Origin of the sequence: Sphingomonas panni (assembly GCF_022664435.1) — a bacterium.
Lineage (GTDB): Bacteria > Pseudomonadota > Alphaproteobacteria > Sphingomonadales > Sphingomonadaceae > Sphingomonas > Sphingomonas panni.
This window is the reverse complement of record NZ_JAKREU010000002.1, coordinates 346,913-372,138: the sequence shown is the minus strand read 5'-3', so window position 1 is coordinate 372,138 and position 25,226 is coordinate 346,913. Positions and strand designations below refer to the sequence as shown.

23 protein-coding genes are annotated in these 25,226 nt (G+C 68.1%); 17 read left to right on the top strand and 6 right to left on the bottom strand.

Translation table 11 applies throughout. The features are described from left to right. The first annotated feature begins 90 nt into the window (after positions 1-90). From MF609_RS06515 to MF609_RS06470, 10 genes are all read left to right on the top strand, one after another. A complete protein-coding gene (locus tag MF609_RS06515) occupies positions 91-726 on the top strand; it encodes an XrtA/PEP-CTERM system exopolysaccharide export protein (RefSeq protein WP_242415477.1) in 636 nt (211 codons plus the stop codon). A 1-nt stretch (position 727) separates the two neighbouring features. Continuing rightward, positions 728-2,251 (top strand): XrtA system polysaccharide chain length determinant, encoded by a 1,524-nt coding sequence (locus MF609_RS06510; RefSeq protein ID WP_242415476.1) that lies wholly within the window; start codon positions 728-730, stop codon positions 2,249-2,251. Between the two features lie 38 nt (positions 2,252-2,289). Then, positions 2,290-3,192 carry an AAA family ATPase gene (locus MF609_RS06505; protein WP_242415475.1) on the top strand — a complete coding sequence of 301 codons (903 nt, stop codon included), beginning with the start codon at positions 2,290-2,292 and terminating at the stop codon, positions 3,190-3,192. Further along, complete coding sequence (locus tag MF609_RS06500; protein ID WP_242415474.1) at positions 3,192-4,796, top strand: hypothetical protein; 1,605 nt, start codon at positions 3,192-3,194, stop codon at positions 4,794-4,796. The genes MF609_RS06505 and MF609_RS06500 overlap by 1 nt, the downstream gene beginning before the upstream one ends. 365 nt (positions 4,797-5,161) lie before the next feature. Beyond that, entirely contained in the window at positions 5,162-6,319 is a 1,158-nt protein-coding gene (locus MF609_RS06495) for an ExeA family protein (protein WP_242415473.1), read from the top strand. Positions 6,320-6,338: 19 nt separating this feature from the next. Then, positions 6,339-7,178, top strand: coding sequence for an XrtA system polysaccharide deacetylase (locus MF609_RS06490; protein WP_242415472.1), 840 nt, complete (start codon positions 6,339-6,341; stop codon positions 7,176-7,178). After that, on the top strand, positions 7,175-8,224 hold the full coding sequence (locus MF609_RS06485; protein ID WP_242415471.1) for a FemAB family XrtA/PEP-CTERM system-associated protein: 1,050 nt from the start codon (positions 7,175-7,177) through the stop codon (positions 8,222-8,224). Before MF609_RS06490 ends, MF609_RS06485 begins: the two co-directional genes overlap by 4 nt. Next, positions 8,221-9,378 (top strand): TIGR03087 family PEP-CTERM/XrtA system glycosyltransferase, encoded by a 1,158-nt coding sequence (locus MF609_RS06480; protein ID WP_242415470.1) that lies wholly within the window; start codon positions 8,221-8,223, stop codon positions 9,376-9,378. The genes MF609_RS06485 and MF609_RS06480 overlap by 4 nt, the downstream gene beginning before the upstream one ends. Positions 9,379-9,404: 26 nt before the next feature. Next, complete coding sequence (xrtA, locus tag MF609_RS06475; RefSeq protein ID WP_336944214.1) at positions 9,405-10,892, top strand: exosortase A; 1,488 nt, start codon at positions 9,405-9,407, stop codon at positions 10,890-10,892. Positions 10,893-10,896: 4 nt separating this feature from the next. After that, positions 10,897-12,783 (top strand): XrtA/PEP-CTERM system amidotransferase, encoded by a 1,887-nt coding sequence (locus tag MF609_RS06470; RefSeq protein ID WP_242415468.1) that lies wholly within the window; start codon positions 10,897-10,899, stop codon positions 12,781-12,783. A gap of 191 nt (positions 12,784-12,974) precedes the next feature. On the opposite strand, the gene MF609_RS06465 is transcribed toward MF609_RS06470, so the two are convergent. Then, positions 12,975-13,937: an alpha/beta hydrolase gene (locus MF609_RS06465; RefSeq protein ID WP_242415467.1), complete on the bottom strand. Its 963-nt coding sequence runs from the start codon at positions 13,935-13,937 to the stop codon at positions 12,975-12,977. A 151-nt stretch (positions 13,938-14,088) separates the two neighbouring features. On the opposite strand from MF609_RS06465, the gene MF609_RS06460 reads away from it, so the two are divergent. Next, entirely contained in the window at positions 14,089-16,896 is a 2,808-nt protein-coding gene (locus MF609_RS06460; protein ID WP_242415466.1) for a DUF3857 domain-containing protein, read from the top strand. A 217-nt stretch (positions 16,897-17,113) separates the two neighbouring features. Here the strand turns inward: MF609_RS06460 and MF609_RS06455 are convergent, their stop codons facing one another. Together MF609_RS06455 and MF609_RS06450 are read right to left on the bottom strand one after the other, a co-directional pair. Continuing rightward, positions 17,114-18,166 (bottom strand): 1,9-bis(guanidino)-5-aza-nonane synthase, encoded by a 1,053-nt coding sequence (locus tag MF609_RS06455; RefSeq protein WP_242115386.1) that lies wholly within the window; start codon positions 18,164-18,166, stop codon positions 17,114-17,116. Between the two features lie 186 nt (positions 18,167-18,352). Then, positions 18,353-19,594, bottom strand: a complete 1,242-nt coding sequence (locus tag MF609_RS06450) for a type III PLP-dependent enzyme (RefSeq protein WP_242415465.1) — start codon at positions 19,592-19,594, stop codon at positions 18,353-18,355. A 139-nt stretch (positions 19,595-19,733) separates the two neighbouring features. Here MF609_RS06450 and MF609_RS06445 point away from each other — a divergent pair, with 139 nt between their 5' ends. From MF609_RS06445 to MF609_RS06435, 3 genes are read left to right on the top strand one after another with little or no spacing between them, the layout of a single operon-like run. Next, positions 19,734-20,696 (top strand): threonine ammonia-lyase, encoded by a 963-nt coding sequence (locus MF609_RS06445; protein ID WP_242415464.1) that lies wholly within the window; start codon positions 19,734-19,736, stop codon positions 20,694-20,696. Next, positions 20,693-20,860, top strand: a complete 168-nt coding sequence (locus MF609_RS06440) for a hypothetical protein (protein ID WP_242415463.1) — start codon at positions 20,693-20,695, stop codon at positions 20,858-20,860. Before MF609_RS06445 ends, MF609_RS06440 begins: the two co-directional genes overlap by 4 nt. A gap of 10 nt (positions 20,861-20,870) precedes the next feature. Further along, a complete protein-coding gene (locus MF609_RS06435) occupies positions 20,871-21,098 on the top strand; it encodes a hypothetical protein (protein WP_242415462.1) in 228 nt (75 codons plus the stop codon). 116 nt (positions 21,099-21,214) lie between these two features. Here MF609_RS06435 and MF609_RS06430 read toward each other — a convergent pair whose 3' ends face one another. Further along, the gene (locus MF609_RS06430; RefSeq protein WP_242415461.1) at positions 21,215-21,469 is read right to left on the bottom strand and encodes a hypothetical protein; all 255 of its coding nucleotides are present in this window, start codon (positions 21,467-21,469) and stop codon (positions 21,215-21,217) included. A gap of 178 nt (positions 21,470-21,647) precedes the next feature. Then, the gene (locus MF609_RS06425) at positions 21,648-22,304 is read right to left on the bottom strand and encodes an alpha/beta hydrolase (RefSeq protein WP_066687669.1); all 657 of its coding nucleotides are present in this window, start codon (positions 22,302-22,304) and stop codon (positions 21,648-21,650) included. A gap of 86 nt (positions 22,305-22,390) precedes the next feature. On the opposite strand from MF609_RS06425, the gene MF609_RS06420 reads away from it, so the two are divergent. From MF609_RS06420 to MF609_RS06410, 3 genes are read left to right on the top strand one after another with little or no spacing between them, the layout of a single operon-like run. Continuing rightward, the gene (locus tag MF609_RS06420) at positions 22,391-23,395 is read left to right on the top strand and encodes a cysteine desulfurase family protein (protein WP_277991083.1); all 1,005 of its coding nucleotides are present in this window, start codon (positions 22,391-22,393) and stop codon (positions 23,393-23,395) included. Further along, on the top strand, positions 23,392-24,495 hold the full coding sequence (locus MF609_RS06415; RefSeq protein ID WP_242415617.1) for a cysteine desulfurase family protein: 1,104 nt from the start codon (positions 23,392-23,394) through the stop codon (positions 24,493-24,495). Before MF609_RS06420 ends, MF609_RS06415 begins: the two co-directional genes overlap by 4 nt. Beyond that, positions 24,492-24,818, top strand: a complete 327-nt coding sequence (locus MF609_RS06410; protein ID WP_242415460.1) for a 2Fe-2S iron-sulfur cluster-binding protein — start codon at positions 24,492-24,494, stop codon at positions 24,816-24,818. Before MF609_RS06415 ends, MF609_RS06410 begins: the two co-directional genes overlap by 4 nt. Here MF609_RS06410 and MF609_RS06405 read toward each other — a convergent pair. Then, positions 24,743-25,168: a ribosomal maturation YjgA family protein gene (locus MF609_RS06405; RefSeq protein WP_242415459.1), complete on the bottom strand. Its 426-nt coding sequence runs from the start codon at positions 25,166-25,168 to the stop codon at positions 24,743-24,745. The genes MF609_RS06410 and MF609_RS06405 overlap by 76 nt on opposite strands. Positions 25,169-25,226 lie beyond the last annotated feature (58 nt).

The following is a 25,226-nucleotide window of genomic DNA, read 5'->3' as shown; positions in this document are numbered from 1 at the left end:
TCAACCCTATCTTTACCCCTTTGTCCGCATAGCAGGGGAAGTCCTGCGTAGTCCGCTCACGGCTGCGCTCGTTCGGAACGAGGTATGGTAATGCGTCGCTGGCATGGTTTGGGAACGGGTGTTGCGCTGACGGCCCTGCTCGGCGGGTGCGCCGGAGGGGCGACGCGCCCCGAATTGCCGCCCGCGCCGTTCGTGCAGGCGAAGGAGGCACCGGGCGAGGCCTATGTCATCGGGCCGCTCGACCAGCTGAGCATCTTCGTATGGCGCAATCCCGAACTGTCGACCAAGGTGCAGGTGCGCCCCGACGGGCGGATCACCACGCCGCTCATCAACGACATGCCCGCCACCGGCAAGACGCCGGCGATGCTGGCCGACGACCTGAAGCTGGCGCTGGGCGAATATGTGAAGGACCCGCTGGTATCGGTCATCGTCGAGAATTTCTCCGGCACGTTCAGCCAGCAGGTCCGCGTGGTGGGGGCGACGGAGAAGCCTGCGTCGCTGCCGTACCGCGCCAACATGACGCTGCTCGACGCGATGATCGCGGTCGGGGGGCTGAACCAGTACGCGTCGGGCAACCGCGCGCGGCTGGTGCGGTACGACCGGGCAACGGGCAAGCAGTCGGAATTCGGGCTGCGCATCTCCAGCCTGCTCAAGAACGGCGATGCCAGCGCGAACGTGAAGCTGCAGCCGGGCGACGTCATCATCATTCCAGAGAGCATGTTCTAAGATGGACGGGCTGTATGACGAGCTGAAGCTGATCCTCCACGCGATCTGGCAGCGGCGCTGGATCGCGCTGGCGGTCGCATGGGTCGTGTGCCTCGCCGGTTGGCTGGCGGTGAGCCAGATTCCCAACAGCTATCAGTCGACCGCACGGGTCATGGTGCAGATGCGGCAGGTGCTGCCCGGCGCCGAGGCGGCGGTCGCCCAGAACGACCAGGCGAAGAATATCGACCGTATCCGCCAGACGCTGACGTCGGCGGTGAACCTCGAAAAGGTCGTGCGCGGTACCTCGCTCAACGATACGGTCGCCAACGACCGCGACGTCGCGGACCGGATCGCATCGTTGCAGAATGCGATCAAGCTGACGCAGCAGCAGGACAATCTGTTCGAGATTTCGGCGACGTCGGGCAATCCGAAGGTGGCGCGCGAGGTCGTGCAGAAGATGATCGACATCTTCGTGCAGGACAACCTTGCCAGCGACCGCGATGCGACGGTGCAGTCGCTGCGTTTCCTCGACCAGCAGCTGTTGCAGCGGCAGAAGCAGCTGGCAGATGCCGAGGCACGGCGGCAGGCGTTCCAGGCGCAATATATGGCGATGCTGCCGGGGACGGGATCGCTCGACGATCGCATGTCGAACGCGCGCAGCGAACTGGCGCAGATCGATGGCGATCTGGCGGCGGCGCAGACCAGCCTGAATGCGGCCAATGCGCAGATGGCGGGGACCGCCGCGACGCTGCCGGGGACGGCGGGGACGGCGTTGGTCGGGCCGGCACGGGCGCGGCTGAACGCGATCGAGGGGCAGATCGCCGAGGGGCGCAGCCGCGGCTGGACCGACCAGCATCCCGATATGGTCGCGCTCAATCGCCAGCTGGCGTCCGCGCGGGCGGCGGCACGCGGCGAGGGCGGTGGCGTGAGCGGCGGCACGGCGGCATCGCCCAACCCCTTCTACCTGCAACTGCGCGCCACGCAGGCCGACCGGCAGGCGCGGGTCGCGGAATTGCAGCAGCGCAAGAACCAGATCGAAGGCCAGCTGAACGGGTTGCAGGCGAAGATTTCGGCCGACCCGCAGGCAGCGGCGCAGCAGTCGCAGCTCGACCGCGACATCGCGTCGCTCAAGCAGCAATATGATGCGCTGTTCCAGGACCGCGAACAGGTGCGGCTGCGCAGCAGTGTGCAGACCGATACCGATGCGGTACAGTTCAACGTGATCGATCCCCCCACCCAACCCAGCAAGCCCACCGCGCCGAACCGGCCGTTGCTGTTGCTGGGCGTGCTGGTCGTCGGCATCGGCGCGGGTGTCGCGCTGGCGTTCGCGCTGAGCAAGTTGAAGACGAGCTTCGCAACCGCACAGAAGCTGGAGAAGATCAGCGGCATGCCGGTGCTGGGATCGATCGGCGAGGTGGTGACCGAGGCGGTTCGCGACGAACGCAAGCGGCGGTTGAAGTTGTTCGCGGGTGGCGCAGGCGCGCTGGTGGCGGCATTCGTGCTGCTGCTGGGGCTGGAATTCGCCCAGCGCGGGCTGGTGGCGTGAACGGGGATGACAAGGTGAACGACCAATCGCACCGGGCCATGCGCGCTTCGTTGCTGGAGCGCGCGGCGGATCGCTGGCAGCTGGGGCCGAAGCCCGAACTGCCGCCGGTCGCCATGCCCGACCTGCCGCCCGCGCCACCGCCGCCGGCCGTCGCCGCCCCGGCCGCGAAGGCACAGCCGCGCAAGATGCCTCCCGCCCGCATCCGCCCGGTCGAGCCGGCACGGATCGATCGCGATATGCTGGCCGAGGCGGGGATGCTGGTGCCCGGTGGTCCGGTGACCGCGCTGGCCGAGGAGTTCCGGCTGGTGAAGCGCCAGCTGCTGACCACCGCCGCCGATGTCGAGAAGCGCGACCCGCAGGCCGCCCGCATGATCCTGGTATGTTCGGCGCAGCCGGGCGACGGCAAGACGTTCTGCGCGATCAACCTCGCTTTGTCACTGGCGGCCGAACGCGACCTGCAGATTTTGCTGGTCGATGCCGATTTCCCCAAGCCCGATATTCTCGACCGGCTGGGCCTGCCGGCGGGCAAGGGGCTGCTCGACGCGCTGGGCGATCCGGCGATCGATGTCGAGTCGCTGGTGATCCCGACCGACGTGCCGCAACTGTCGGTGCTGCCGGCCGGCAAGCGGACCCATGCCGACACCGAATTGTTGCGCAGCGACCATGCGCAGGACGTGCTGCAACGGTTGCTGACCGCCGATCCCGACCGGATCGTCATCTTCGATTCGCCGCCCGCGCTCGCCGCATCGCCCGCCGCCGTGCTGGCGTCGCTGGTCGGGCAGACGGTGCTGGTCGTCCGCGCCGACCGCAGCAGCGAATCGGACCTGCGCGAGGCGGTCGCGTTGCTGGATGGATGCGACGATATCCAGCTGCTGCTGAACGCGACGACCTATCGCGCGGACGGTGCGCGCTTCGGCTATTATGGGCAGGAACAGGACTGATGCGCTGGCTGGCTGTCCCGGTCGTCGTCGTGGCGACGGCAAGTCCGGCGCTGGCGCAGCGCATCGAAATCTCGCCATATGTCGAGGCGGGGCAGGTGCTGCTCGCCGACCTGAACGATGGCGATGTCGTGACCTATACCCAGCTGACCGCCGGGGTCGATGCGACGGTCACGACGCAGCGGGTGCAGGTCCAGGCGAATTACCAATATCAGCGGCTGATCGACTGGGGCGATAATTTCGGCAGCGGCGAGGTCCATTCGGGGCTGGCGCGCGCCAATGTGCAGATCACCCGCTGGCTGAACCTGGAAGGCGGCGCGATCGCGACGCGGGCGCAGGGCGATACGCGCGGCGGCGGGTTCGGGCCGCTGGTGAATGCCAGCAACATCAATACCGCGCAGGTCTATGGCCTGTATGCGGGGCCGAGCATCAACACCCGCGTCGGGCCGTTCGCGGTCAACGGCACCTATCAATTCGGCTATGTGAACGCGGAGACGCCCGGCGTCATCGACCTGGCACCGGGACAGCGGCGGCTGGATTATTATGACGAGGCGACCAGCCATCTGGTGATGGGCAGCGCGGGTACGCGCGCGGGCACGCTGTTGCCGATCGGCTTTACCGTATCGGGCGCGTGGCTGCGCGAGGATGCGGGGCAGCTCGACCAGAAGTTCGAAGGTGCCTATGGCCGGGTCGACGCGGTATTGCCGATCACGCCGACCATCGCCGCGGTCGGCGGCGTCGGTTATGAAAAGATCGAGGTGACGCAGCGCGATCCGCTGCTCGATGCGCAGAACAATCCGGTACTGGACGGGGCGGGGCGGTTCGTGACCGATCCGGCGTCGGCACCGCGCATCGCCTATGACATCGACGGCATCATCTGGGACGCGGGCGTATTGTGGCGGCCCAGCCCCCGCACCGCGCTGGAGGCGCGGCTGGGGCGGCGCTACGGATCGATGAGCTATACCGGGTCGCTGCAATGGCAGGTCAGCCCGGCATCGGCGGTGCAGGTCGGCGTGTATGACAGCGTGACGACCTTTGGCCGGCAGTTGACCGGATCGCTGGCGCAGCTGCCGATCAACTATATCGGTGGCGAGGACCCGTTCGGCGCGCGCTATGGCGGGTGCGTGTTCGGTGGCGGCGTGACGCCTGAAGGCGCGTCGAATGCCGGCGGCTGCCTGACGCCGGTGTTCCAGTCGGTCAGCGCCGCGACGTTCCGCGCGCGCGGGATCGATGCGGTCTATTCGATCACGCGTGGTCCTACCCGCCTGGGGCTGGGCGCGGGCTATGCCAGCCGGCGATTCTATATCCCGCCGGTGCCGGGGGCGGTCATCTATCGCTCGCAGGACGAAAGCTATTACGTCCAGGGCTTCGGCCAATGGGCGCTCGACAGCCGGTCGTCGGTCAGCGCCGACCTGTATGCGAATTACTTCGCCAGCGGGATCGAAGGCGGGCTGGACGCATGGGGCGGCGGCGCGCAGGGCGGCTATTATCGCAGCTTCGGCCGCGCCTATGGCAGTCTGACGGCCGGGGTGTACGGCTTCGATGTCGAGCGCAGCCAGTCGGATTTGATCGCGCAGGCGTTGCTGGCGGTGGGGTTCCGGTTCTAGGGACTATCGACGTTCAGCTTCTTGATTAACCGCTCCCTCCCCATCGTCACTCCCGCGCAGGCGGGAGTCCATAAACGCCGGCTTCACGAATCCAGCTGAAACGTCAGCGGCTATGGATTCCCGCCTGCGCGGGAATGACGAGGATTTACGATGGGCGTTCAGTTTCGATCGGCTTTAGGGCGTCCGTCACGCTCGGGACGCACCGGAGAAGCGGGACCCCGGGTCAAGCCCGGGGTGACGAGAAGGAAGGGCCAGCCGTTCCATCACGCACCCCTACCGGCCGGGGGCGGATCAGGGTAAATTCGCCCTGAAATAAACGAACATTCAACCGATTGGCGGGTACAAGCCCTCCATTGGAGACGATGATGTACGACAATCATTATGGCCTGACCGGTCGCCCGTTCCAGCTGACGCCCGATCCGGCCTTCTGGTTCGACACCGCCACCCATCGCAAGGCGATGGCGTATCTGGGCTATGGGTTGAGCCAGGGCGAAGGCTTCATCGTCATCACCGGCGATCCCGGCACGGGCAAGACGACGCTGCTCGGCCATCTGATGCAGACGATCGATCCCGAACGGCTGAACGTCATCCGCATCGTGACGACGCAGATCGACGCGGACGACCTGTTGCGACTGGTCGCGGCGGGCCTCGACGTCGACCATCACGGGCTGACCAAGGCGCAGCTGCTCGAAGGGATCGAGCGGGGCCTGCACAATGTCGCGCGCTCGGGGCGGCGCACGCTGCTGGTGATCGACGAGGCGCAGTCGCTGCCGGTCGGGTCGATCGAAGAATTGCGGATGCTGTCGAATTTCCAGGCAGGGGGCTATGCGCTGCTGCAGATTTTCCTGCTGGGCCAGCCGGAGTTCCGCCAGCGGCTGCACGGGTCGGACCGGCTGGAACAGCTGCGCCAGCGGGTGATCGCGATGCACCACCTCGACCCGATGGGCGTCGAGGAGGTCGGGCCGTATCTCGAACATCGCCTGGGCGTGGTCGGATGGACCGGTAGCCCCAGCTTCAGCATGGATGCGCTGGCCGCGCTGCACCGCTGGTCGGGCGGCGTGCCGCGCCGGTTGAACCAGCTGGCCAGCCGCGTGCTGCTCTATGGGGCGATCGAGCAGATCGAACGGTTCGGGTCGCTGGACGTCGAACAGGTGATCGAGGACCTCGACGGGGACGGCATGGGCGCGACGGCCCCGGCCGCCGACCGGGTCGAAGCCGCGCCGGTCGCCGAGGCGACGCCGGTGGTCGATGCTGATCCGTTGCCGATGACTCCGCCCCCGCCGCCGATGCCGCCGCGCCCGATCCACCTGTCGGTGGTCGATGCGGCGCGCCGGGGCGCCCCTGCCGCCGATGCACCGGTCGATACGGCCGATCGCGACGCGCTGGTCGCGCGGATCGCGGCGCTGGAGGATCGGCTGGAGGAACAGGATGCGGCGTTGCGCCGGGTGCTGACGCTGCTGGTCGATTGGGTGGAGGGCGAACAGCGCCGCCCCGACCTGTCATCGATCCGCGCCGCCGGCTGAAAGGACGGTGCCTGCCCCCATGCGCAACGCGATGTCGGTCGATGTCGAGGACTGGTTCCAGGTCGGTGCGTTCGAGACGGTGATCGACCGGGGCGAGTGGGACGCGCTCGAATGCAGGGTTGAGGCGAATACCGACGCGGTGCTGGACCTGTTCGCGAAAAGCGGGGTCAAGGCGACCTTCTTCACGCTCGGCTGGGTCGCGCATCGCTTTCCCGCGCTGATGCGGCGGATCGTTGCCGGCGGGCATGAACTGGCGAGCCATGGCTGGGACCATAAGCGGGTCTTCACCTTTACCGCCGAGCAGTTTCGCGCCGACCTGAAGCAGGCGCGGGCCGCGCTGGAGGATGCCGGGGGGCAGGCGGTGACCGGCTATCGCGCGCCGAGCTTTTCGATCGACCGGCGAACGCCGTGGGCGCACGCGGTGCTGGCGGAGGAGGGCTATGCCTATTCTTCGTCCGTAGCGCCGATCGCCCACGACCATTATGGCTGGGTGGATGCGCCACGGGTGCTGCATCGGCCGGTTGTCGGCAGCGACCTGATCGAATGGCCGATCACGCTGGCGAAGGTGCTGGGGCGCGAAGTGTCGGCGGGCGGGGGCTTTTTCCGTCTCCTGCCGAACCGCGTGGTCGAGGATGCGGTGGTGCGCAGCAACGGCGCGGAAGCGCATCCGGCGATGTTCTATTTCCATCCGTGGGAGATCGATCCCGGTCAGCCGCGGGTAAGGAATGCGCCGCTGAAGTCGAAGGTCCGGCATTATTCGCGGCTGGGCGCGATGGCGGGGAAGCTCGAACGGCTGATGGCGAACCATGACTGGGACCGGGCCGACCGCATCGTCGCCGAGCGCGCGGGCTCGTTGTGACCGGGGTCCGGCGGGCCGATCTGGCCGATCCGGCGGAGCGGGCGGCGATCGAGGCGTTCGTCGCGGCGCATCCCCAGGGCACGCCGTTTCACTTGCCGGTGTGGGGTGAGGCGACGGCCGCCGGATGCGGACAGGCATTTCGGATGCTGGTGGCGGAGGCCGGCGGGGAATTGCTGGGCATCGTGCCGTTGACCCATGTCCGCTCGCCGCTGTTCGGTGCGGCGCTGGTGTCGACCGGGTTCGGGGTCGGCGGTGGAGTGCTGGCGTCCGATCTGGCTGCAGGCGAAGCGCTGGCGGCGGAGGCGGTCGAGGTGGCGCGCGCGCTGCAATGCCCCACGATCGAGATGCGCGGCGGCGTGCCGATCGAGGGGGCCGGCTGGACGTGGGACGATACGCGCTATGTCGGGTTCGTGCGGCCGCTGGCGGCGGATGATGACGCCGAATTACTGGCGATCCCGCGCAAGCAGCGGGCGGATGTGCGCAAGGCGCTGGCCGAGCCGTTCGAGATCGCGATCGGCCGCGACCGCGCGGCGCTGGCCGAGCATTTCCGGGTCTATGGCACATCAGTGCGCAATCTCGGCACGCCGGTCTTTCCGAAAGCGTTGTTCGAACAGGTGATCGCGCGCTTCGGCGAGGATGCCGATGTGCTGACCGTGCGCCACGGCGGGCAGGCGGTGGCGAGCGTGCTGTCGGTCTATTGGCGGGGCACGGTCTATCCCTATTGGGGTGGCGGTACGACGGCGGCGCGGGGCTTGCGCGCGAACGAGCGGATGTATTTCGAACTGATGCGCCATGCCCGTGGCAAAGGCTGTACCGCGTTCGATTTCGGGCGGTCCAAGGTCGGCACGGGACCTGCGGCGTACAAGAAGAATTGGGGGTTCGTCGGCGAGCCGCTCGGCTATCCGACCTGGACCGCCGATGGCGCCGCACCGCGCGACGCCAGCCCGCTCAACCCCAAATACCGGATGAAGATCGCGGCGTGGCAGAAGCTGCCGGTCGCCGTCGCCAATCGTATCGGGCCGTTCATCGCAAAGGGGCTGGGGTGAGCGACATCCTGTTCCTCGCCCACCGCGTCCCCTATCCCCCCGACCGTGGCGACAAGGTCCGCAGCCATCATGTGATGCGCCATCTGAGCCGATTGGGGCGGGTGCATCTGGCGACGTTCGCCGACGATCCGCGCGACATGGGGCATGAGGATGCGCTGTCGCAATGGTGCGCGAGCGTCGCGGTGCTGCCCCGGACCAAGGGCAATGCGCGGGCGGCGCTCGAGGCGCTGGCGGGCGGACGCACGGTGTCGGAGGCGGCGTTCGATGCTGCGCCGATGCGCGTGAAGGTCGCCGAACTGCTGGCGGCGTGGCGGTATGACGCGGTCTATGTCTATTCGGGGCAGATGGCACAGTATCTGCCGGCCGACCTGCCGTTCGTGATGGATTTCGTCGATATGGATTCGGCGAAGTTCGCGGCCTATGCCGAGGATGCGACGGGGCCGATGCGCTGGATGATGCGGCGCGAGGCGCGCAGGCTCGCGGCGTTCGAGGCGGCGGTGGCGGGGCGGGCGCGGGCGTCGTTGCTGGTGAGCGAGGCCGAGGCGGCGTTGTTCCGGCGGACGTCCGGGGCGGACCGGGTGGTCGCGATCGAGAACGGGATCGACACCGCCTTTTTCGACCCGGCGCAGGCGGTGCCGGTCGCAGCCGACGGACCGCTGATCGTCTTTACCGGGCAGATGGATTACCGACCGAATGTCGAGGCGGTGCGCTGGTTCGCCGCCGAGGTGCTGCCATCGATCCCGGCGGCGCGCTTCGCGATCGTAGGGCGGAGTCCGACCGCCGCCGTCCGGGCACTGGCGGGCGAGCGGGTGGTCGTGACCGGGGAAGTCGCCGATGTGCGCGGCTGGATCGCGGCGGCTTCGGTGGTGGTCGCGCCGCTGCTGCTGGCGCGCGGTATCCAGAACAAGGTGCTGGAGGCGATGGCGATGGCGCGGCCGGTGGTCGCATCGGTCGCGGCGGCGGAGGGGATCGACCATCGCGGCACGATCCGCGTGGCGGGTGATGCGGCGGGGTTCGCGCATGAGGTGCAGGCGCTGCTGGACGATCCGGTCGCGGCGAACACGCTGGGGCAGGCGGCGCGGGCGCGGACGGTGGAGCGCTATGGCTGGGACGCCCGGCTCGCGCCGCTCGCCGGATTGCTTGGGCTGGCATGACCAGCGTGGCGCTCGAACAGCCTGGCTTGACGACGGATCCTGCATGGCGGCGGGCGCTGTCGGCGCTCGGTGGTATCTGGGCGGCGTTGCTGGCGATCTTTCACCGTGACGCGGCCGACATGGTCGATATCTGGTGGAATTCGACCACCTACGGCCATTGCCTGTTCGTGCCGCCGATCATCGGCTGGCTGGTGTGGCAACGGCGGCGGGAGCTGGCGCAGCTGACGCCGCAGGCGTGGTGGCCCGGCCTCGCCATCGTCGCGGGTGGGGGAGCGACATGGCTGATCGGGGAGGCGGCGGCGGTCGCGCTGTTCCGCCATGTCGGGCTGGTCGCGATGTTGCAGGGGGCGTTGGTCACGCTGCTCGGCGCGCGGGTGGCGCGCGGCATCGCGTTTCCGCTGGCCTATATGGTCTTTCTGGTGCCGTTCGGCGATTTCCTAGAGCCGTGGCTGCAATCGGCGACGGTGTCGCTGACGATGCCTTTGCTCCATCTGCTCGGCGTGCCGGCGGCGGTGGACGGGGTCCTGATCACCATTCCCAACGGCTATTTCGAAGTGGCGGAGGCGTGTTCGGGGTCGAAGTTCGTGATCGCGATGGTCGCGTACGGCACGCTGGTCGCCAATGTCTGCTACGTCGCGTGGGGGCGGCGGGTGGCGTTCATGGCCGTGGCGCTGGTCGTGCCGGTCATCGCCAACGGCATCCGGGCGGCGGGCACCATCTATGCCGCGCACCTGACCTCGGTCGAGGCGGCGACGGGGTTCGACCATATCGTCTATGGCTGGGTCTTCTTCGCTCTGACCATGGCGGGCGTGCTGGCGATCGGGTGGCGCTGGTTCGACCGCGATCCCGATGCGGCGTGGTTCGATGTAGCAAGCGTACAGGCTATGCCGATGCGCGTCGCCGACCGGTCGCTGGCGGCGGCGGCGGTGCTGGCGGTGGCGGTCGGCTTTGCCGGATGGGGCTGGATCGTCGACCGGCGGGCACAGGCACTGCCGGCACGGATCGAATTGCCGGTCGTGCCGGGATGGCACCGGGTGGCCGTCGATGGCGAGCCATGGGTTCCCAATTTTCCGGGCGCTGACCATTTCCTGATCGGACGCTATGGGGATGGGCGGGGCCGCAGCGTCGACATGATCGTCGCGGTCTATGGTTCGCAGGGCGAGGGACATGAATTGGTAGGGTTCGGAACAGGCGCGATCCGTGAGAACGACCGCTGGGTACGGATCGCCGATACCGCGCCGATCGCGGGCGGCGCGTCGCTGCGCATGGCGGCACCCGGCCCGGTCGAGCGCGAGGTCGCAACCTGGTATCGCATCGGATCGGTCACGACCGGCAGCGCGGACCGGGTGAAGTGGGAGACGCTGAAGACGAAGCTGCTCGGCGGACCGCAGCGGGGCGTCGCGGTGCTGCTGTCGGCACGCAAGGACGGGAATGATCCACGGGCGGCGATTGCCGATTTCCTGAAGGCGGCGGGGCCGGTCGATGTGATCGCCGACCGCGCGGCGGGGATGTAGTAGAATGTGCGGGATCGCCGGCCTCTATCACAGTGCCCAACCCAAGCCGGTCGATCCGGCGCGGATCGCGGCGATGACCGATGTGCAGGCGCATCGCGGCCCCGATGGCTCCGGCGTGTGGATGGCGCCCGGCGTGGGGCTGGGCCATCGGCGGCTGTCGATCATCGATGTCGCGGGTAGCCCGCAGCCGATGGCGCTGCCGGGCGAGCAGGTCGTCATCAGCTTCAACGGCGAAATCTACAACTTCGCCGAACTGCGTCGTGAGTTGCAGGACGAGGGCGCGGTGTTCCGCACGCAGGGCGATACCGAGGTGCTGCTCCATGCCTGGGTCGCATGGGGGCCGGACATGCTGGCGCGGCTGAACGGCATGTTCGCGTTCGCCATCCATGATGCGGGGCGGCAGGCGCTGTTCCTCGCCCGCGACCGGATGGGGGTGAAGCCGCTCCATTATGTCGAGCTGGGCGACGGGGCGGTGGCATTCGCGTCGGAGCTGAAAGGGCTGCTCGCCCATCCGCTGGTGCGGCGCACGCCCGACGTGGCGGCGATCGAGGATTATATGGCGCTCGGCTATGTGCCCGATGACGCCTGTATCGTCGCGGGGGTGCAGAAGCTGCCGGCCGGTCATTTCCTGTTGATCGAACGCGGACGCGGCGTGCCGCAGCCGGTCCGGTGGTGGGACGTCGACTTTTCGAAGCGGGCCAAGGGCAGCACGCGCGACCTGCAGGCCGAACTGGTCGAGCGGATGCGCGAGGGCGTGCGGTCGCGGATGGTCGCCGACGTGCCGCTGGGGGCGTTCCTGTCGGGCGGGGTCGATTCGTCGGCGGTCGTCGCGCTGATGGCGGAGACGAGCAAGTCGCCGGTGCAGACCTGCACCATCGGGTTCGAGGAAGCGGGCCATGACGAGCGCGGGCCGGCGGGGCTGGTGGCGGGGCGCTTTGCGACCGACCATGCGGTGCGGACGGTCCGGTCGGACGATTTCGGCCTGATCGATACGCTGGTCGGGGCGTTCGACGAACCCTTTGCCGATGCGTCGGCGCTGGCGACCTATCAGGTCTGCGCACTGGCGCGCGAGCGGGTGACCGTCGCACTGTCGGGCGATGGCGCGGACGAGGCGCTGGCGGGATATCGCCGCTACAAATTCCATGCAGCGGAGGAGCGGGTCCGCGCGCTGTTGCCGGCGGGGTTGCGCGAGCCGGTGTTCGGCGCGCTGGGCGATGTCTATCCCAAGGCCGACTGGGCACCCCGCCCGTTCCGCGCCAAGACGACGTTGCTGGCGCTCGCACAGGATGGTGACGAGGCTTATGCGCAGGCGGTCGGCGTGACGACGCCGGCGGTGCGGCAGGGGCTGTACGGGGCGGCGATGGCGCGGCAGCTGGGCGGCTATCGCGGTGAGGAACGCTATGTCGCGGCGATGCGGCAGGCGCCGGCGCGCGATGCGCTGGACCGGGCGCAATATGCCGATTTCCGGCATTGGCTGCCGGGCGATATCCTGACCAAGGTCGACCGGACCAGCATGGCGGTGGCGCTGGAGGCGCGCGAGCCGTTGCTCGACCACCGGCTGATCGAGTTTTGCGCGACCTTGCCGGCGAAGCTGCGGCTGCGCGGGGGCGAGGGCAAGTGGCTGATGAAGAAGGCGCTGGAGCCGTGGTTGCCGCGTGAGATATTGTACCGGCCGAAAATGGGGTTCGTCACGCCGGTCAGTGCGTGGTTCCGGGGCGCGCTGGCGGATGAAGCGGCGGGGCTGGCGCGGTCGCCGGTACTGGCGACCTGGTTCGATCCCCATGCCGTCGAGCGGCTGGCGGCGGAGCATCGCTCGGGCCGGGCCGAGCATGGCCGGACGCTGTGGCAGCTGGTGATGCTGGAGCGCAGTGCCCGGCGGCTGTTTGCTTAGGTCTGAGGTTCACGCTTGGGCGCTATTTTCGGGTGGCGTTATCGACCCTCTCAACGAACGTCGCCCCAGCACAGGCTGGGGTCTCTCGCGGCTCCTGTACCGCGCTATCACGGGGAGACCCCAGCCTTCGCTGGGGTTACGGTCGGGCCGCTTGCTGGGGTGACGTCAGCGGGTAGGGATTTGGGAACGTCCTATCCCCGCTCCCCGATCCAGCGGCGGAACAGGTCGGTCCACAGCCGCTGCGGGCTGTCGATCGGCGAGTGCTGTGCGCCCCAGCCATGGCCGCCGCGTTCGAACAGATGCGCTTCCACCGGCACCTTTGCCCGGCGGCAGGCGGCTAGCATTTCCAGCGACTGGTCGAGGGGAACGACGGGGTCGTCGACCGAATGGGCGAGGAAGACCGGCGGGGTCTGTGCGGTTACGCGTGCGGGGATATTGTAGCGGCGATAGACGGTCATCGGGCCATCGGGCCGGCCGGGGCCACCACGGTCCATCGCGGCGATGTTGGTGACGGGATAGACGAGGCCGCTGAACGCCGGTCGTGCGGATTGGCGGTCGGCGGCGTCGATGGGGGCGTAGACCGGATCGTCATGCGCAACCGTCAGCGATCCCGCGAGGTGCCCGCCTGCCGAAAAGCCGCAGATGCCGAGCTTTGCCGGGTCGATGCCGTAGCGCGCGGCATTGGCGCGGATCAGGCGCATCGCGCGCTGGGCATCCTGTAGCGGGACGTCCTGCTGATTGTCCCACCCTTCGCCGGGCAGGCGATAGGCGAGCGCGAAGACGGTGATGCCGGCGGGGTTCAGCGCCTTCGCAACGTCGATCCCCTCATTCTCGATCGAGACGAAGCCGTATCCGCCACCGGGGATCGACAGGACGGCGGTGCCGTTGGGCCGGGCCGGCCGGAACACCCCGACGACCGGATCGGACACGCCGCGCAACCACAGCTCGCGCATCTCGGGCCGCCCGTTCATCGACGGGGCATAGGTCGGCAAGGTCGCCCGCGCGCCGGGTGCCTTGCCGGGCCACAGGCGGAAATGTTCGCGCGGCGGCCAGGGGGTGAGGCGTTCGCCGGTCGAAACCGGCTGGACCGCTGCCGCCTTCGCCGCCACCGGCAGCGCAATGCCCGCCCCCAAGATGGTTCGCCGGTCGATCATTCGCTCCACTCCCTGTTCGTTTTCACCAGCCTAACCGCTCGACGTGCGGGCGAAAAGCGGCGCACTGCCTAAAGCGCTCGACAATGTCCGGCGGGTCGATAGACCTTGGGGACGGGTCGGCGGGGGCCGACCGCGAACAGGGGGATTTCGAGTGAAGCGTTTCGTCGTGGTGAAGGCTGTCGCATTGGCGGCGGCGGGGTTGCCGGCGCTTGCCTGGGCGAGCGAAACGCCGCTCTATCAGCCTGCGCCCGCCTGGGTCGCCGCGCCGCCTGCCGTTCCCGCGACGCCGGTCGACGAACTGCCGCCGCTGGTGCTGCTCGATTTCCAGAAGCGGATCGAGGGCGACCGGCTGACCTCCTACGTCCATCAGCGCACCCGGATCGCGAGTGCGGAGATGCTGTCGCAGGCGGCGACGCTGACCCTGCCGTGGGCGCCGGACAAGGGTGACCTGATCGTCCACGGCCTGACCATATTGCGTGGGGATCAGCGGATCGATCTGCTGGCCAAGGGGCAGAAATTCACGGTCCTGCGCCGCGAACAGTCGCTGGAGCAACGCGAGCTGACCGGCATCCTGACCGCGACGCTGGCGGTCGAGGGGCTGGAGGTGGGCGACCAGCTCGACCTGCGCTTCTCGGTCACCGGGCGCGATCCGGCGCTGGGCGGGCGGGTGCAGGACGTGGTGGCGCTGCCCGCACTGCCGCTGCGCATCGGGGCAGGGCGGGTGCGCTATCTGTGGTCGAACGACAGCGCGCCCAAGTACAAGCTGCTGGCCGATGGCGTCGCGGCGACACCGGCGCGCAAGGGCGACATGACCGAACTCAGCGTCGCGCTGCCGCTCGCCAAGCCGAAGGACATGCCGGAGGACGCGCCGGCGCGCTACCGCCGCCCGCCGCTGATCGAGGTGGCGAGCTTTGCCGATTGGGCCGATGTGTCGCGGACCTTCGTGCCGCTGTACAAGACCGACGGACTGATCGCGCCGGGCAGTCCGCTGGCCGCCGAGGTCGCGGCGATCCAGAAGGCAGACGCCACGCCCATCGGCCGGGCGCAGCGGGCGCTGGAGCTGGTGCAGGACAAGATTCGGTATCTGGCGGTCGGGATGGACGGTGGCAACTATGTCCCGCAAACCCCTGCGAAGACGTGGGAAGTTCGCTATGGCGATTGCAAGGCGAAGACGCTGATGCTGCTCGCCATGCTTCACGCGATGGGGATCGAGGCGGAACCGGTCGTCGCCAGCATCGGGCTGGGCGATGCGGTGCCGGACCGGTTGCCGAGCGCGGCGGCGTTCAACCATGTGTTCGTGCGCGCGACGGTCGGCGGCGACGTGCTGTGGCTGGACGGGACCGGCAGCAATGCGCGGCTGCCCGACATTCATGACACGCCCGGCGTCGGCTATGTCCTGCCAATCCGTGCGGCGGGTGCGACGCCGATCCTGATCGAGACGCATCCCAATGCGCGGCCGATCGCCAGCGTGACGATCGACGCGGATGAAAGCGGTGCGGTCGACCTGCCCAGCCCGGTCGAGGTGACGATGGTCGCGCACGGGCAGATGGCGGCGCAGCTGCGCGCGGCCAAGAGCCAGATCGGGCCCAAGGAACAGCGCGAGCTGATCTCGACGATCCTGCAACAGGCGGTCGGCGAGGGGCAGTTCGCAGACGGCACGATCACCCCGGACGCCGCGACCGGCGATGTCGTCGTGCGGGCGAAGGGGGTGGTCAACACCAGCTGGAGCGTCGAGGACCGGCGGCGCAAGCGCGCGCTGGGCGGGGCGCTGGGCGAGCTGAACTTCGCGCCCGACCGCAGCCGCCCGGACTGGACCAACATCCCGGTGGCCGGCCCGCCGCCGTTCGGCGTGGAGCGGCATGTCCGGGTGAAGCTGCCCGATGGCGGGCGCGGCTTCACGCTGGAGGGAACGGCGGATGCCGACCAGCGGCTGGCGGGCTTCGTCGTCAAGCGGACGACGCGGCTGTCGGGCGGGACGATCAGCATGGACGAGCGGTTCGACGGGACCGGTGTCGAGGTGCCGGCGGCACGCATCGCGGTTGAACGCGACGCGGTCACGACCGCCAAGGCCAATGTCCCGCGGGTAGTGGCGCCGGTCGATACGCCGCGCCGCTGGACGCTCGACGCCGCGACCCTGGCGAAATCCAGCCAGGTGCAGGCGATCCGCGCGACCTTTGGCAAGGCGATCGCCGCCGATCCCGACGAGATGAGCGGCTATCAGAGCCGGGCGGCGTTCGAATCCGGTATCGGCAACTACCGGGCCGCGCTGGCCGATCTGGACAAGGTGGTCGCGAAGGAGCCGTCGGTCGACCTGTATCTCCAGCGTTCCTATGCCCAGTTCAACCTGGGCGACCCGGCCAAGGCGCTGGCCGATGCCGAACGGGCACGGGCGCTGGACCCGGCGGCCAATGGCGCGATCGCGCAGGTAGCGCAGACCCGTGCCGAGACCGGCGACCTGAAAGGGGCGGTGGCGCTGCTCGACGAACGCATCGCGCTGGGCGGTGAATCGCGGCCGTTCCTGCGCCAGATGAAGGCGAGCGTGATGGGCGACTTCGGCGACCCGAAGGAGGCGGTTGCGCTGTACGACACGCTGATCGCGGAGAAGCCGGGGTCGCCGACGCTGCTGAACGGGCGGTGCTGGACCAAGGGGACGCGCAACGTCATGCTCGATACCGCGCTGAAGGATTGCACCAAGGCGATCGAGTTGAGCGACGACACGCTCGCCGCGCTCGATAGCCGGGCGCTGGTCTGGTACCGGATGGGCCGCTACCCGGAGGCGCTGGCCGATCTGGACACCGTGCTGGCGGCCAATCCCGACATGGCGGCCAGCCGCTATGTCCGCGCCGCCGTGTTGAAGGCGATGGGACGCGATGGCGAAGCGGCCGGCGAACTGGCGCTGGCGCGGCGGATGAACCCCGTGATCGACCGGCAATATGCGCGCTACGGGTTCAAGATGTAGGGGGCTGAGTCGCGCCTTGCCCGAAGAGGTCGCCCCAGCGAAGGCTGGGGCCTCTAGCGGCTCCTGCCATGTGCTATCAGCGGGAGATCCCAGCCTTCGCTGGGACGACGCTTGGTTCGGGGGCGCTGTTGCGAGTGCCGGTGCCCTTCTGATGGCAACGCAAAAACGGCGGGGGATCGCTCCCCCGCCGTTTCTGATTCCAGCAACCGCAGGACGATCAGTCGAACATCTTGCCGAACGCGCGCTTGGCGCGGTCCTTCCACGCGCCGCGATGGTACGCGTCCGAGGCGAGGAGCGGCATGACCGATCCGGCTTCGGCGAACACCATCTGTTCGAGCGCGGTGTCGACCTTGCCCCAGCTGGCCGCTTCCTTCAGCGTCGAGGACGAGCAGGCGCCGTCGCGCACGTCGGCGACGGTGATCTGCACCGCGTATTTGTGCATTTCGACATCGTCATGGCCGAGGATTTCGGCGCAGACGACAGTGTCCTGGATGAAGTTCTTCGGCACGCCGCCGCCGATCATCAGCAGGCCGGTGGTGCCCGCCTTGATCTTGATGTCGGTCAGTTCGCGGAAGTCGGCGATGGCGTCGAGCACCATGTACGGCTTGCCTTCCTTGGCGCGGTCGACCTGATGCTTGACCAGACCGAAGCCGGCCGAGCTGTCAACGAAGGCCGGGCAGAAGATCGGCACGTCATGCTCATAGGCGAGCTTGACGAGGCTGTTTTCCTTCTTGCCATGCTCCGACAGATACTTGCCCATCTCGCGGATGAAGGCGCGCGACGAATAGGCCTTCGGCTCCAGCGAGTCGGCGATCTTGCCGATCGTGTGGTCGCAGTCCTGCAGCTGCTCTTCGTCGATGTACGTGTCGTAGATGCGGTCGATGTAGAGCGAACGCAGCGTATTGTCGTCGGGGATTTCCAGCGCCTGATAGTGCTTGTGGCCCAGCCCTTCGAAGAAATCCATGTCGACGATCGACGCGCCGGTGGCGACGACGCCATCGATCATGTTCGAGCGCAGCAGTTCGGCGTACAGGTCCATGCAGCCGCCGGCCGAGGTCGAGCCAGCGATCACGAGGAAGATCGAGCAGTCCTTGTCCTCCAGCATCTGGTTGTAGATGCGGGTGGCGCGCGCGAGGTCGCGGCTGGTGAAGCTCATCTTGCCCATGGCGTCGATGATCGGGCGGGCGTCGAACTTGGTGATGTCGACATGCTCGACGGTGGTCGAAAGCAGTTCGGCCTTGCGGGTGTCGTTGATCGTCGTGTCGGTCATGATGGTCCCATCATCATCGATAAGCCGTCGTCGTTATGGGGACGCGGAAACCCGGTTTGGCCTCCTGCCCACAAGATGCGGGAGGAGCCGATGGCGGTCGCATAGCGGCAAAGCCATGCAAAGCCCACCCCCGGCCCCTCCCGCAAGGTGCGGGTAGGGGGGAGGTGGTTGGTTAGTAGCGGCTGGTTACAGCTTGACGACGTTGTTCGACACGAATGCCGGAACGGGATCGAGTTCGATATACATCGACTCCATCGGTTCGTCGTCGGTCAGCACGGTTTCGCCATTGCCGAAGCCGTTGAACGCGGTGCGCATGGCCGAGCCATAGGCGCCGAGCATCCCGATTTCGAAATAATCGCCGCTGCGGGTATCGGCCGGAAGCGGGAACGGGCCCTGCATCTGGTCGATATCGTCGCAGGTCGGACCCCAGAAGCTGAAGTCCATGTCGCGTGCGTCCGATTCCGGCTGCCGCAGCAGCTGTACCGGGTATTTCCAGCCGATATGCGCTGCATCGAACAGCGAGCCATAGGCACCGTCGTTGATGAACAGCTCCGCCCCGCGGCGATGTTCGACGCGGACGACGACCGAGGCATATTCGGCGCACAGCGCACGGCCCGGTTCGGCCCACAGCTCCGCCGAATAGCTGATCGGCAGGCTTTCGAACGCGCGGTGGATGGTTTCGAAGAAACGCTCCAGCGGCGGCGGGGTCATGCCGGGATAGCGCGACGGGAAGCCGCCGCCGACATCGATCACGTCGACGGTGACGCCTGCTTCGACGATGGCGGCGCGGACGCGCTCCATCGCATTGGCATAGGCGTCGGGCGACATGGTCTGGCTGCCGACATGGAAGCAGATGCCCAGTGCATCGGCGACCTGGCGGGTCGCCATCAGCAGTTCCTTGGCCTCGCCTTGCGCAACGCCGAACTTCGAGCCAAGCGACAGCTTCGCATATTCGGACGACACGCGCATCCGCACGCACAGCGTAAGGTCGGTCGCACCATCGGTGGCGGCGACGATCTTGTGCAGTTCGTCCATGCTGTCGAGCGAGAAGGTGCGCACGCCATGCTCGAAATAGGCTTCGGCAATCGCTTCCGGCGCCTTGATCGGGTGCATGAAGTGGCAGGTCGCTTCCGGCAGCGTCGCCTTCACCAGACGCACTTCGCCGATCGACGCGGTGTCATAATGGGCGATGCCGTTGTCCCACAGGACACGGAGCAGATCGGGCGACGGATTCGCCTTTACCGCATACATCGAGCGGCCCGGAAACTTCTCTACGAAGAATCGGGCTGCGCGCGCGGCGGCGTGCGGGCGAACGAGCGTGACCGGTTCGACGGGTCGGCGCTCTGCAATGTCGATCCCGCGCTCGAACGAGGAGTCACGGGCGATAAAGGGGGCAGCTAGCCCCAGCGCGCTATGGTGCTTGGCCAATTCAAGGGACCTCCAATTGCCTTTCGGCATACGGTGACAAAAGCTGCCTTGCGGTTGGAAGTCCCATGGGGCAGCGGAGGCGCGATCTATGACCCACAAACCTTGATGTAAAGTGTCTGTGCGGCAGAAAGTGCAATTTATGACGATTATGCGACAACCTACCCGTGCCGGCGTCCGCGATGCTGCCGCGAAGATCGCGGAAATCCTGGCGCCTTCACCATTAATGGTCAGGGAAATCAATGGATTGCCGGTCTCCTTTAAGATGGAGGCGTTGCAGCCGATCGGCGCGTTCAAATTGCGCGGGGCATGGCATCGGCTGACCGCATTGGACGACGAATCGCGTGCGCGGGGCGTCGTCGCCTTCTCGTCCGGCAATCATGCGCAAGGCGTCGCCTGGGCGGCGAAACGGCTGGGAATCGCGGCGACGATCGTGATGCCCGCCGACGCGCCGCACGCCAAGCTGGCGGCGACGATGGCGCTGGGCGCGGAGGTCGTCCGCTATGACCGCGCGACCGAGAGCCGGGAAAAGATCGCGGCGCATCTGGCCCATGCGCGCGGGGCGGCCCTGGTGCCGAGTTTCGACGATGCGTGGGTGATCGAGGGGCAGGGATCGGCGGGGATCGAGGCGGCGGCGCAGATGGCCGCGGCCGGCCTGCCCGCGCCGGCGCGTGTGGTGGTGCCGTGCGGCGGTGGCGGACTGGCTGCGGGTCTCGCGCTGGCCCTGCCGGAGGCGGAGGTCGTGACCGTCGAGCCGGAGGGCTGGGACGATATGCGCCGCAGCCTGGAGGCGGGATGGATCGAGGCCGTAGGCGACGCGCCGCCGCCGACCGCCTGCGACGCGCTGCAGACTATGCGGGTGGCGGAGCGGACCTTCGATGTCCTGTCGCGGCGCGGGGCGACCGGGGTGGCGGTCAGCGAGGCGGAGATCGCCGAGGCGCAGCGCTGGGCGATGCGGCATCTGCGCACGGTGGCGGAGCCGGGCGGGGCGGTCGCGCTGGCGGCGATCCTGTCGAAACGGGTCGACGTGGTGCCGGGCACGCTGGTGATGGTGTCCGGTGGCAATGTCGATGCGGCGGCCTATGCGAAGGTGTTGGCGGAATGAGGCAGGGGCCGGCGGGTACGCTGCTCGCGATCCTGATGCTGGTAGCCGTGCTGCTCGTGGTGTTCGGGATCAGGATGATCGCCCGCGGCGAACGGCGCAATGGATGGCTGATGCTGGTTTGTGCCGTGGTGATGGTCGGGAACGTCGCGATCTGGACGGTGTAGGGAGCGTGTGATGCGGTTCAGCGTGGCAGCGGTGGATATGGAAGCAGCGATGGCGTGGGTGGCCGAGCGTGGCTTTGCACCGTGCCGGATAGAGCATCACGATGGCGAGGCAGTGCTGATATTTCCGTCGCTTCCCGATGCGCAGATGGCGGCGCTCGTCATGGCGATGCCGGTGCATTTGAGCAGCAAGGTCGGGATCGTGATCGGGGATGGCCCGCCCTTCATGCCACGCCCCTGACGACTGATCTGGGCTGGTCCAATCAGACGCGATCCCGGCGACAGTACGCCATAGGACCCGCCCAAGGCACCGGTCTGCGCCGGGTGATGATCTGTCGAGCAGCCGGGACGCGCCGGTCAGGAACCGTCGCGACTGGACGTCATCGAGGTGCCGGCATTCGCGCGCTGGCGCAGCGCTTCGGCGGTGACATCCGCTGCCGCCGCATCGACTTGCGCCCATTCGGCTGCCGTCCGGCAGGTGCGCATCGTCATGATCGAACCGGTCGCGGCATCGCGGCGGCAGATCTTCTTTTCGGGCTTGGGCTTTTCGGCGGCAGGCTGGGGCGCGGCCGGTACCTGAAGCGCGGTGGCGAGGATGAACAGGGTCAGCATGGGCGGCATCCATATGAAGAAGATGCTGACAGTCTATGCCCGGTTGGGAATTGGGCAAGCGCGTTATGGTATCCGGTTGCGACGCGGCGAAGCCGCGTCGTCGGTCGGCACGGGGGTGGCGCCGGCCGGGCTGGCGCGTGAGGCGCGGATTAGCGGCGCTAATCCGCTCGCGCCAGCCTCACTTGATCGGGGAGTTCGGGTCGAGGCGCATGTCCAGATACTTGTCCACGCTGCCCATCAGTTCGGGCATCTCGTTCTGGAAGAAATGGTTGGCGCCGGGGATCACGTCGTGGTGGATCGTGATGTGGCGCTGGGTGCGCAGCTTGTCGACTAGCTTCTGCGTGGCGGCCGGCGTTACGACCTCGTCCGCGTCGCCCTGGATGATGATGCCCGACGACGGGCAGGGGGCGAGGAAGGTGAAGTCGTACATGTTCGCCGGCGGCGCGATCGAGATGAAGCCGCGGATTTCCGGGCGGCGCATCAGCAGTTGCATCCCGATCCACGCGCCGAAGCTGACGCCGGCGATCCACGTCGTCTGCGCTTCGGGGTGGAAGCTCTGCACCCAGTCGAGCGCGGAGGCCGCATCCGACAGTTCGCCCACGCCGTTGTCGAACGTGCCCTGGCTCTTGCCGACGCCACGAAAGTTGAAGCGCAGGGTCGCGAAGCCGCGGCGCTGGAACGTCTTGTAGAGTTCCTGCACGATGCGGTTGTTCATCGTGCCGCCCGACGACGGGTGCGGGTGCAGGATCATCGCGACGGGCGCGCGCGGGCGCGGGGCGGGGGCGAAACGGCCCTCCAGTCGACCTTCGGGACCGGGGAAGATGACTTCGGGCATGGGACGTCCTGTAATGATCTGGGCGCGCCGATGGCGCAAATGGCTTTCGCGGCTATATAGGCGCACGCAATCGGAACGGAAGTGTTTTGACGACCCGCATCTATCTCGACCATGCCGCGACCACCCCGATGCGGCGCGAAGCGATCGCCGCCGTGGCCGAGGGCATGGCGCGCTGGGCCAACCCGTCAAGCCCCCATGCCGAAGGGCGCGCGGCCCGGCGGGCGCTGGAGGATGCGCGGGCGCGGATCGCCAGGGCGCTGGGCTGGAACGGCGAGGTGATCCTGACCAGCGGGGCGAGCGAGGCGTTGGCGATTGCGCTGCGTGGCTATGATGCGGTCGCGTCGGGCGTCGAGCATGACGCGGTGCTGCGTATTGCCGGGGATGGACGGTTGCCGGTCGGTTCGGATGGGTTGGTCGATGTTGCGCAGGTGCCGGCGGGGCGGCGGGTGGCGGTGCAGTCGGCCAATAGCGAGACCGGGGTGTTGCAGCCGCTGGCCGAGATTGCGGCGCGCGCCGGCGTGCTGGTCGCCGATTGTTCGCAGAGCGCAGGCAAGCTGGACCTGCCGAGCGCCGACCTGATTGTCGTATCGGCGCACAAGCTGGGGGGACCGCCGGGGATCGGGGCGTTGCTGGTGCGCGATTTCGCGCTGCTGACGCCGACCGGGGGGCAGGAACAGGGGTATCGCGGCGGGACGGAGAATTTGCCGGGGGCGTTGGGCTTTGCCGCTGCGCTGGAGGCTCCGCGCGACTGGGTTGCCCGCGCGGCGGTGCTGCGGGCTGACTTGGATACGAAGATTCGGGCGGGCGGTGGAGAGGTCGTCGGCGATGCTTCCCCCCGGATCGCGACCGTTGGCGCCTATCGCCTGCCCGGACGGTCGGCAGCGGCACAGTTGATGCGGCTCGACAGCGCTGGCTTCGCGGTATCGGCGGGAAGCGCCTGTTCGTCGGGTACGCTCAAGACCAGCCATGTGTTGTCGGCGATGGGGATGGACGCGAAGGCGGCAAGCGAGGTGATCCGCGTCAGTTTCGGTTGGAATACGACGGCCGCGGAAGTCGACGCCTTCGCCGCCGCGTGGAGCGCGATGGCGTGACCTATCTCGACTATCAGGCGACCACGCCGCTCGCCCCGGAAGCGTTCGAGGCGATGCTTCCATGGCTGCGCGACAGCCATGCCAATCCGCATTCGCCGCACCGTGAGGGCCGCCGGGCCAAGGCTGCGGTCGAGGTCGCGCGTGGGCAAGTCGAGGCGGCAATGGGTACGACCGGCGGGCGGCTGTTCTTCACCAGTGGCGCGACGGAGGCAGCGAACTGGGCGATCGCCGGGACGTTCGACCGGTTGCGCGCAGGGCGGCCGAAGGTTGTGACGATCGCTACCGAACATGCCTGTGTCCTCGACACGGTGCAGGCGCTGGCGGCGCGGGGGGCGGAGGTGATCGTGCTGCCGGTCGGGGCGGACGGGCTGGTGGATCGCGAAGCGGCGGCGGCGGCTATCGACGACCGCACGGCGATCGTCGCGGCGATGCTCGTCAATAATGAGATCGGCGTGGTGCAGCCGGTCGCGTGGCTGGGCGAGCTGGCCCGGGCGGCGGGCGCGGTGATGTTCTGCGATGCGGTGCAGGGGTTTGGACGGGTCGATGTGCCCCATGACGCCTGCGACCTGATCGCCGTGTCGGCGCACAAGGTCTATGGCCCGAAGGGGATCGGCGCGCTGTGGGTGCGTGACGGCGTGGAGCCGGCGGCGATCCTGCATGGCGGCGGGCAGGAGGGCGGCTTGCGATCGGGCACGCTCAGCCCCGCGCTGTGCGTCGGGTTCGGGGTGGCGGCGACTTTGCTGTCTCCCGAAGACCGGGGGCAGGCCGAGCGGTTGTGGGAAGTCGCGCGTGCGATCATGGGCGCGCCGGGCTGGGTGCTGAACGGGGCCGAGGACGCGCGCTGGCACGGCAATCTGAACGTGCGGATGGACGGCCTGGATGTCGCGCGGTTGATGAGCGAGTGCCGTACCATCGCCTTCTCCGCCGGCTCCGCCTGTTCGAGCGGGTCGGGCCGTAGCAGCCATGTGTTGCGCGCGCTGGGGTTGAGCGAGCGCGAGGCGCGGTCTTCGGTGCGGATCGGGTTCGGGCGCTATACGCAGGAGGAGGAACTGGTGACGGCATTGCAGGCGATCGACCGCGCGGCGCGGGGGCAGCGATGATCGTCCGGTTCGCGCGTGCCGATGGCCGGGTGGAGGAGGCGCGGGGGGCGACGGGCGACCGGCTGCTCGATCTGGCGCAGGCCTATGACCTGCCGCTGGAGGGCACGTGCGGCGGACAGATGGCCTGTTCGACCTGCCATGTCATCGTCGATGCCGCCGACTTTCCCCGCCTGCCGCCGGCAAGTGAGGAAGAGGAGGACATGCTGGACTTTGCCGAGGGTGCGGTCGCGACCAGTCGGCTGGCGTGTCAGATCGTGCTGGACGAGTCGCTCGGCGACCTGACGGTGCGCGTGCCGGCGGCGGCACGGGACGCGCGGCGATAGCGTTCGGCGAGGACGACACTCAGTGCACCGGCGGCATAGGCGACGAAGTCCTGAGGATCGAACCCGCTGCCGAGGATGATCCGCGCCCAGCGATTGTCCGACAGGCCGATATGGTCGAGCAGGTGGAAATACTGGCCGAATTCGATGACGATGGCAGTGAGCAATGCCAGGGCGACGGCAGGAAGCACGCCCAGCCGGGTGACGGTGCGCAACCCGGCATAGACCAGCACCACCGCCAGCGCGTCGCCGACATAGGGCCGGACGATGGCATCGCGTACGAACAGCGCGATCAGGATTTCGGTCACCAGCAGCGCGCCTGTCAGCGCGGCATAGCCCTTGTCGAACCGCATCGCATCCCTCCCGTACCCGTCCGCGCCATGCCGTGCGACGGGTCGCGATGCAACCGCT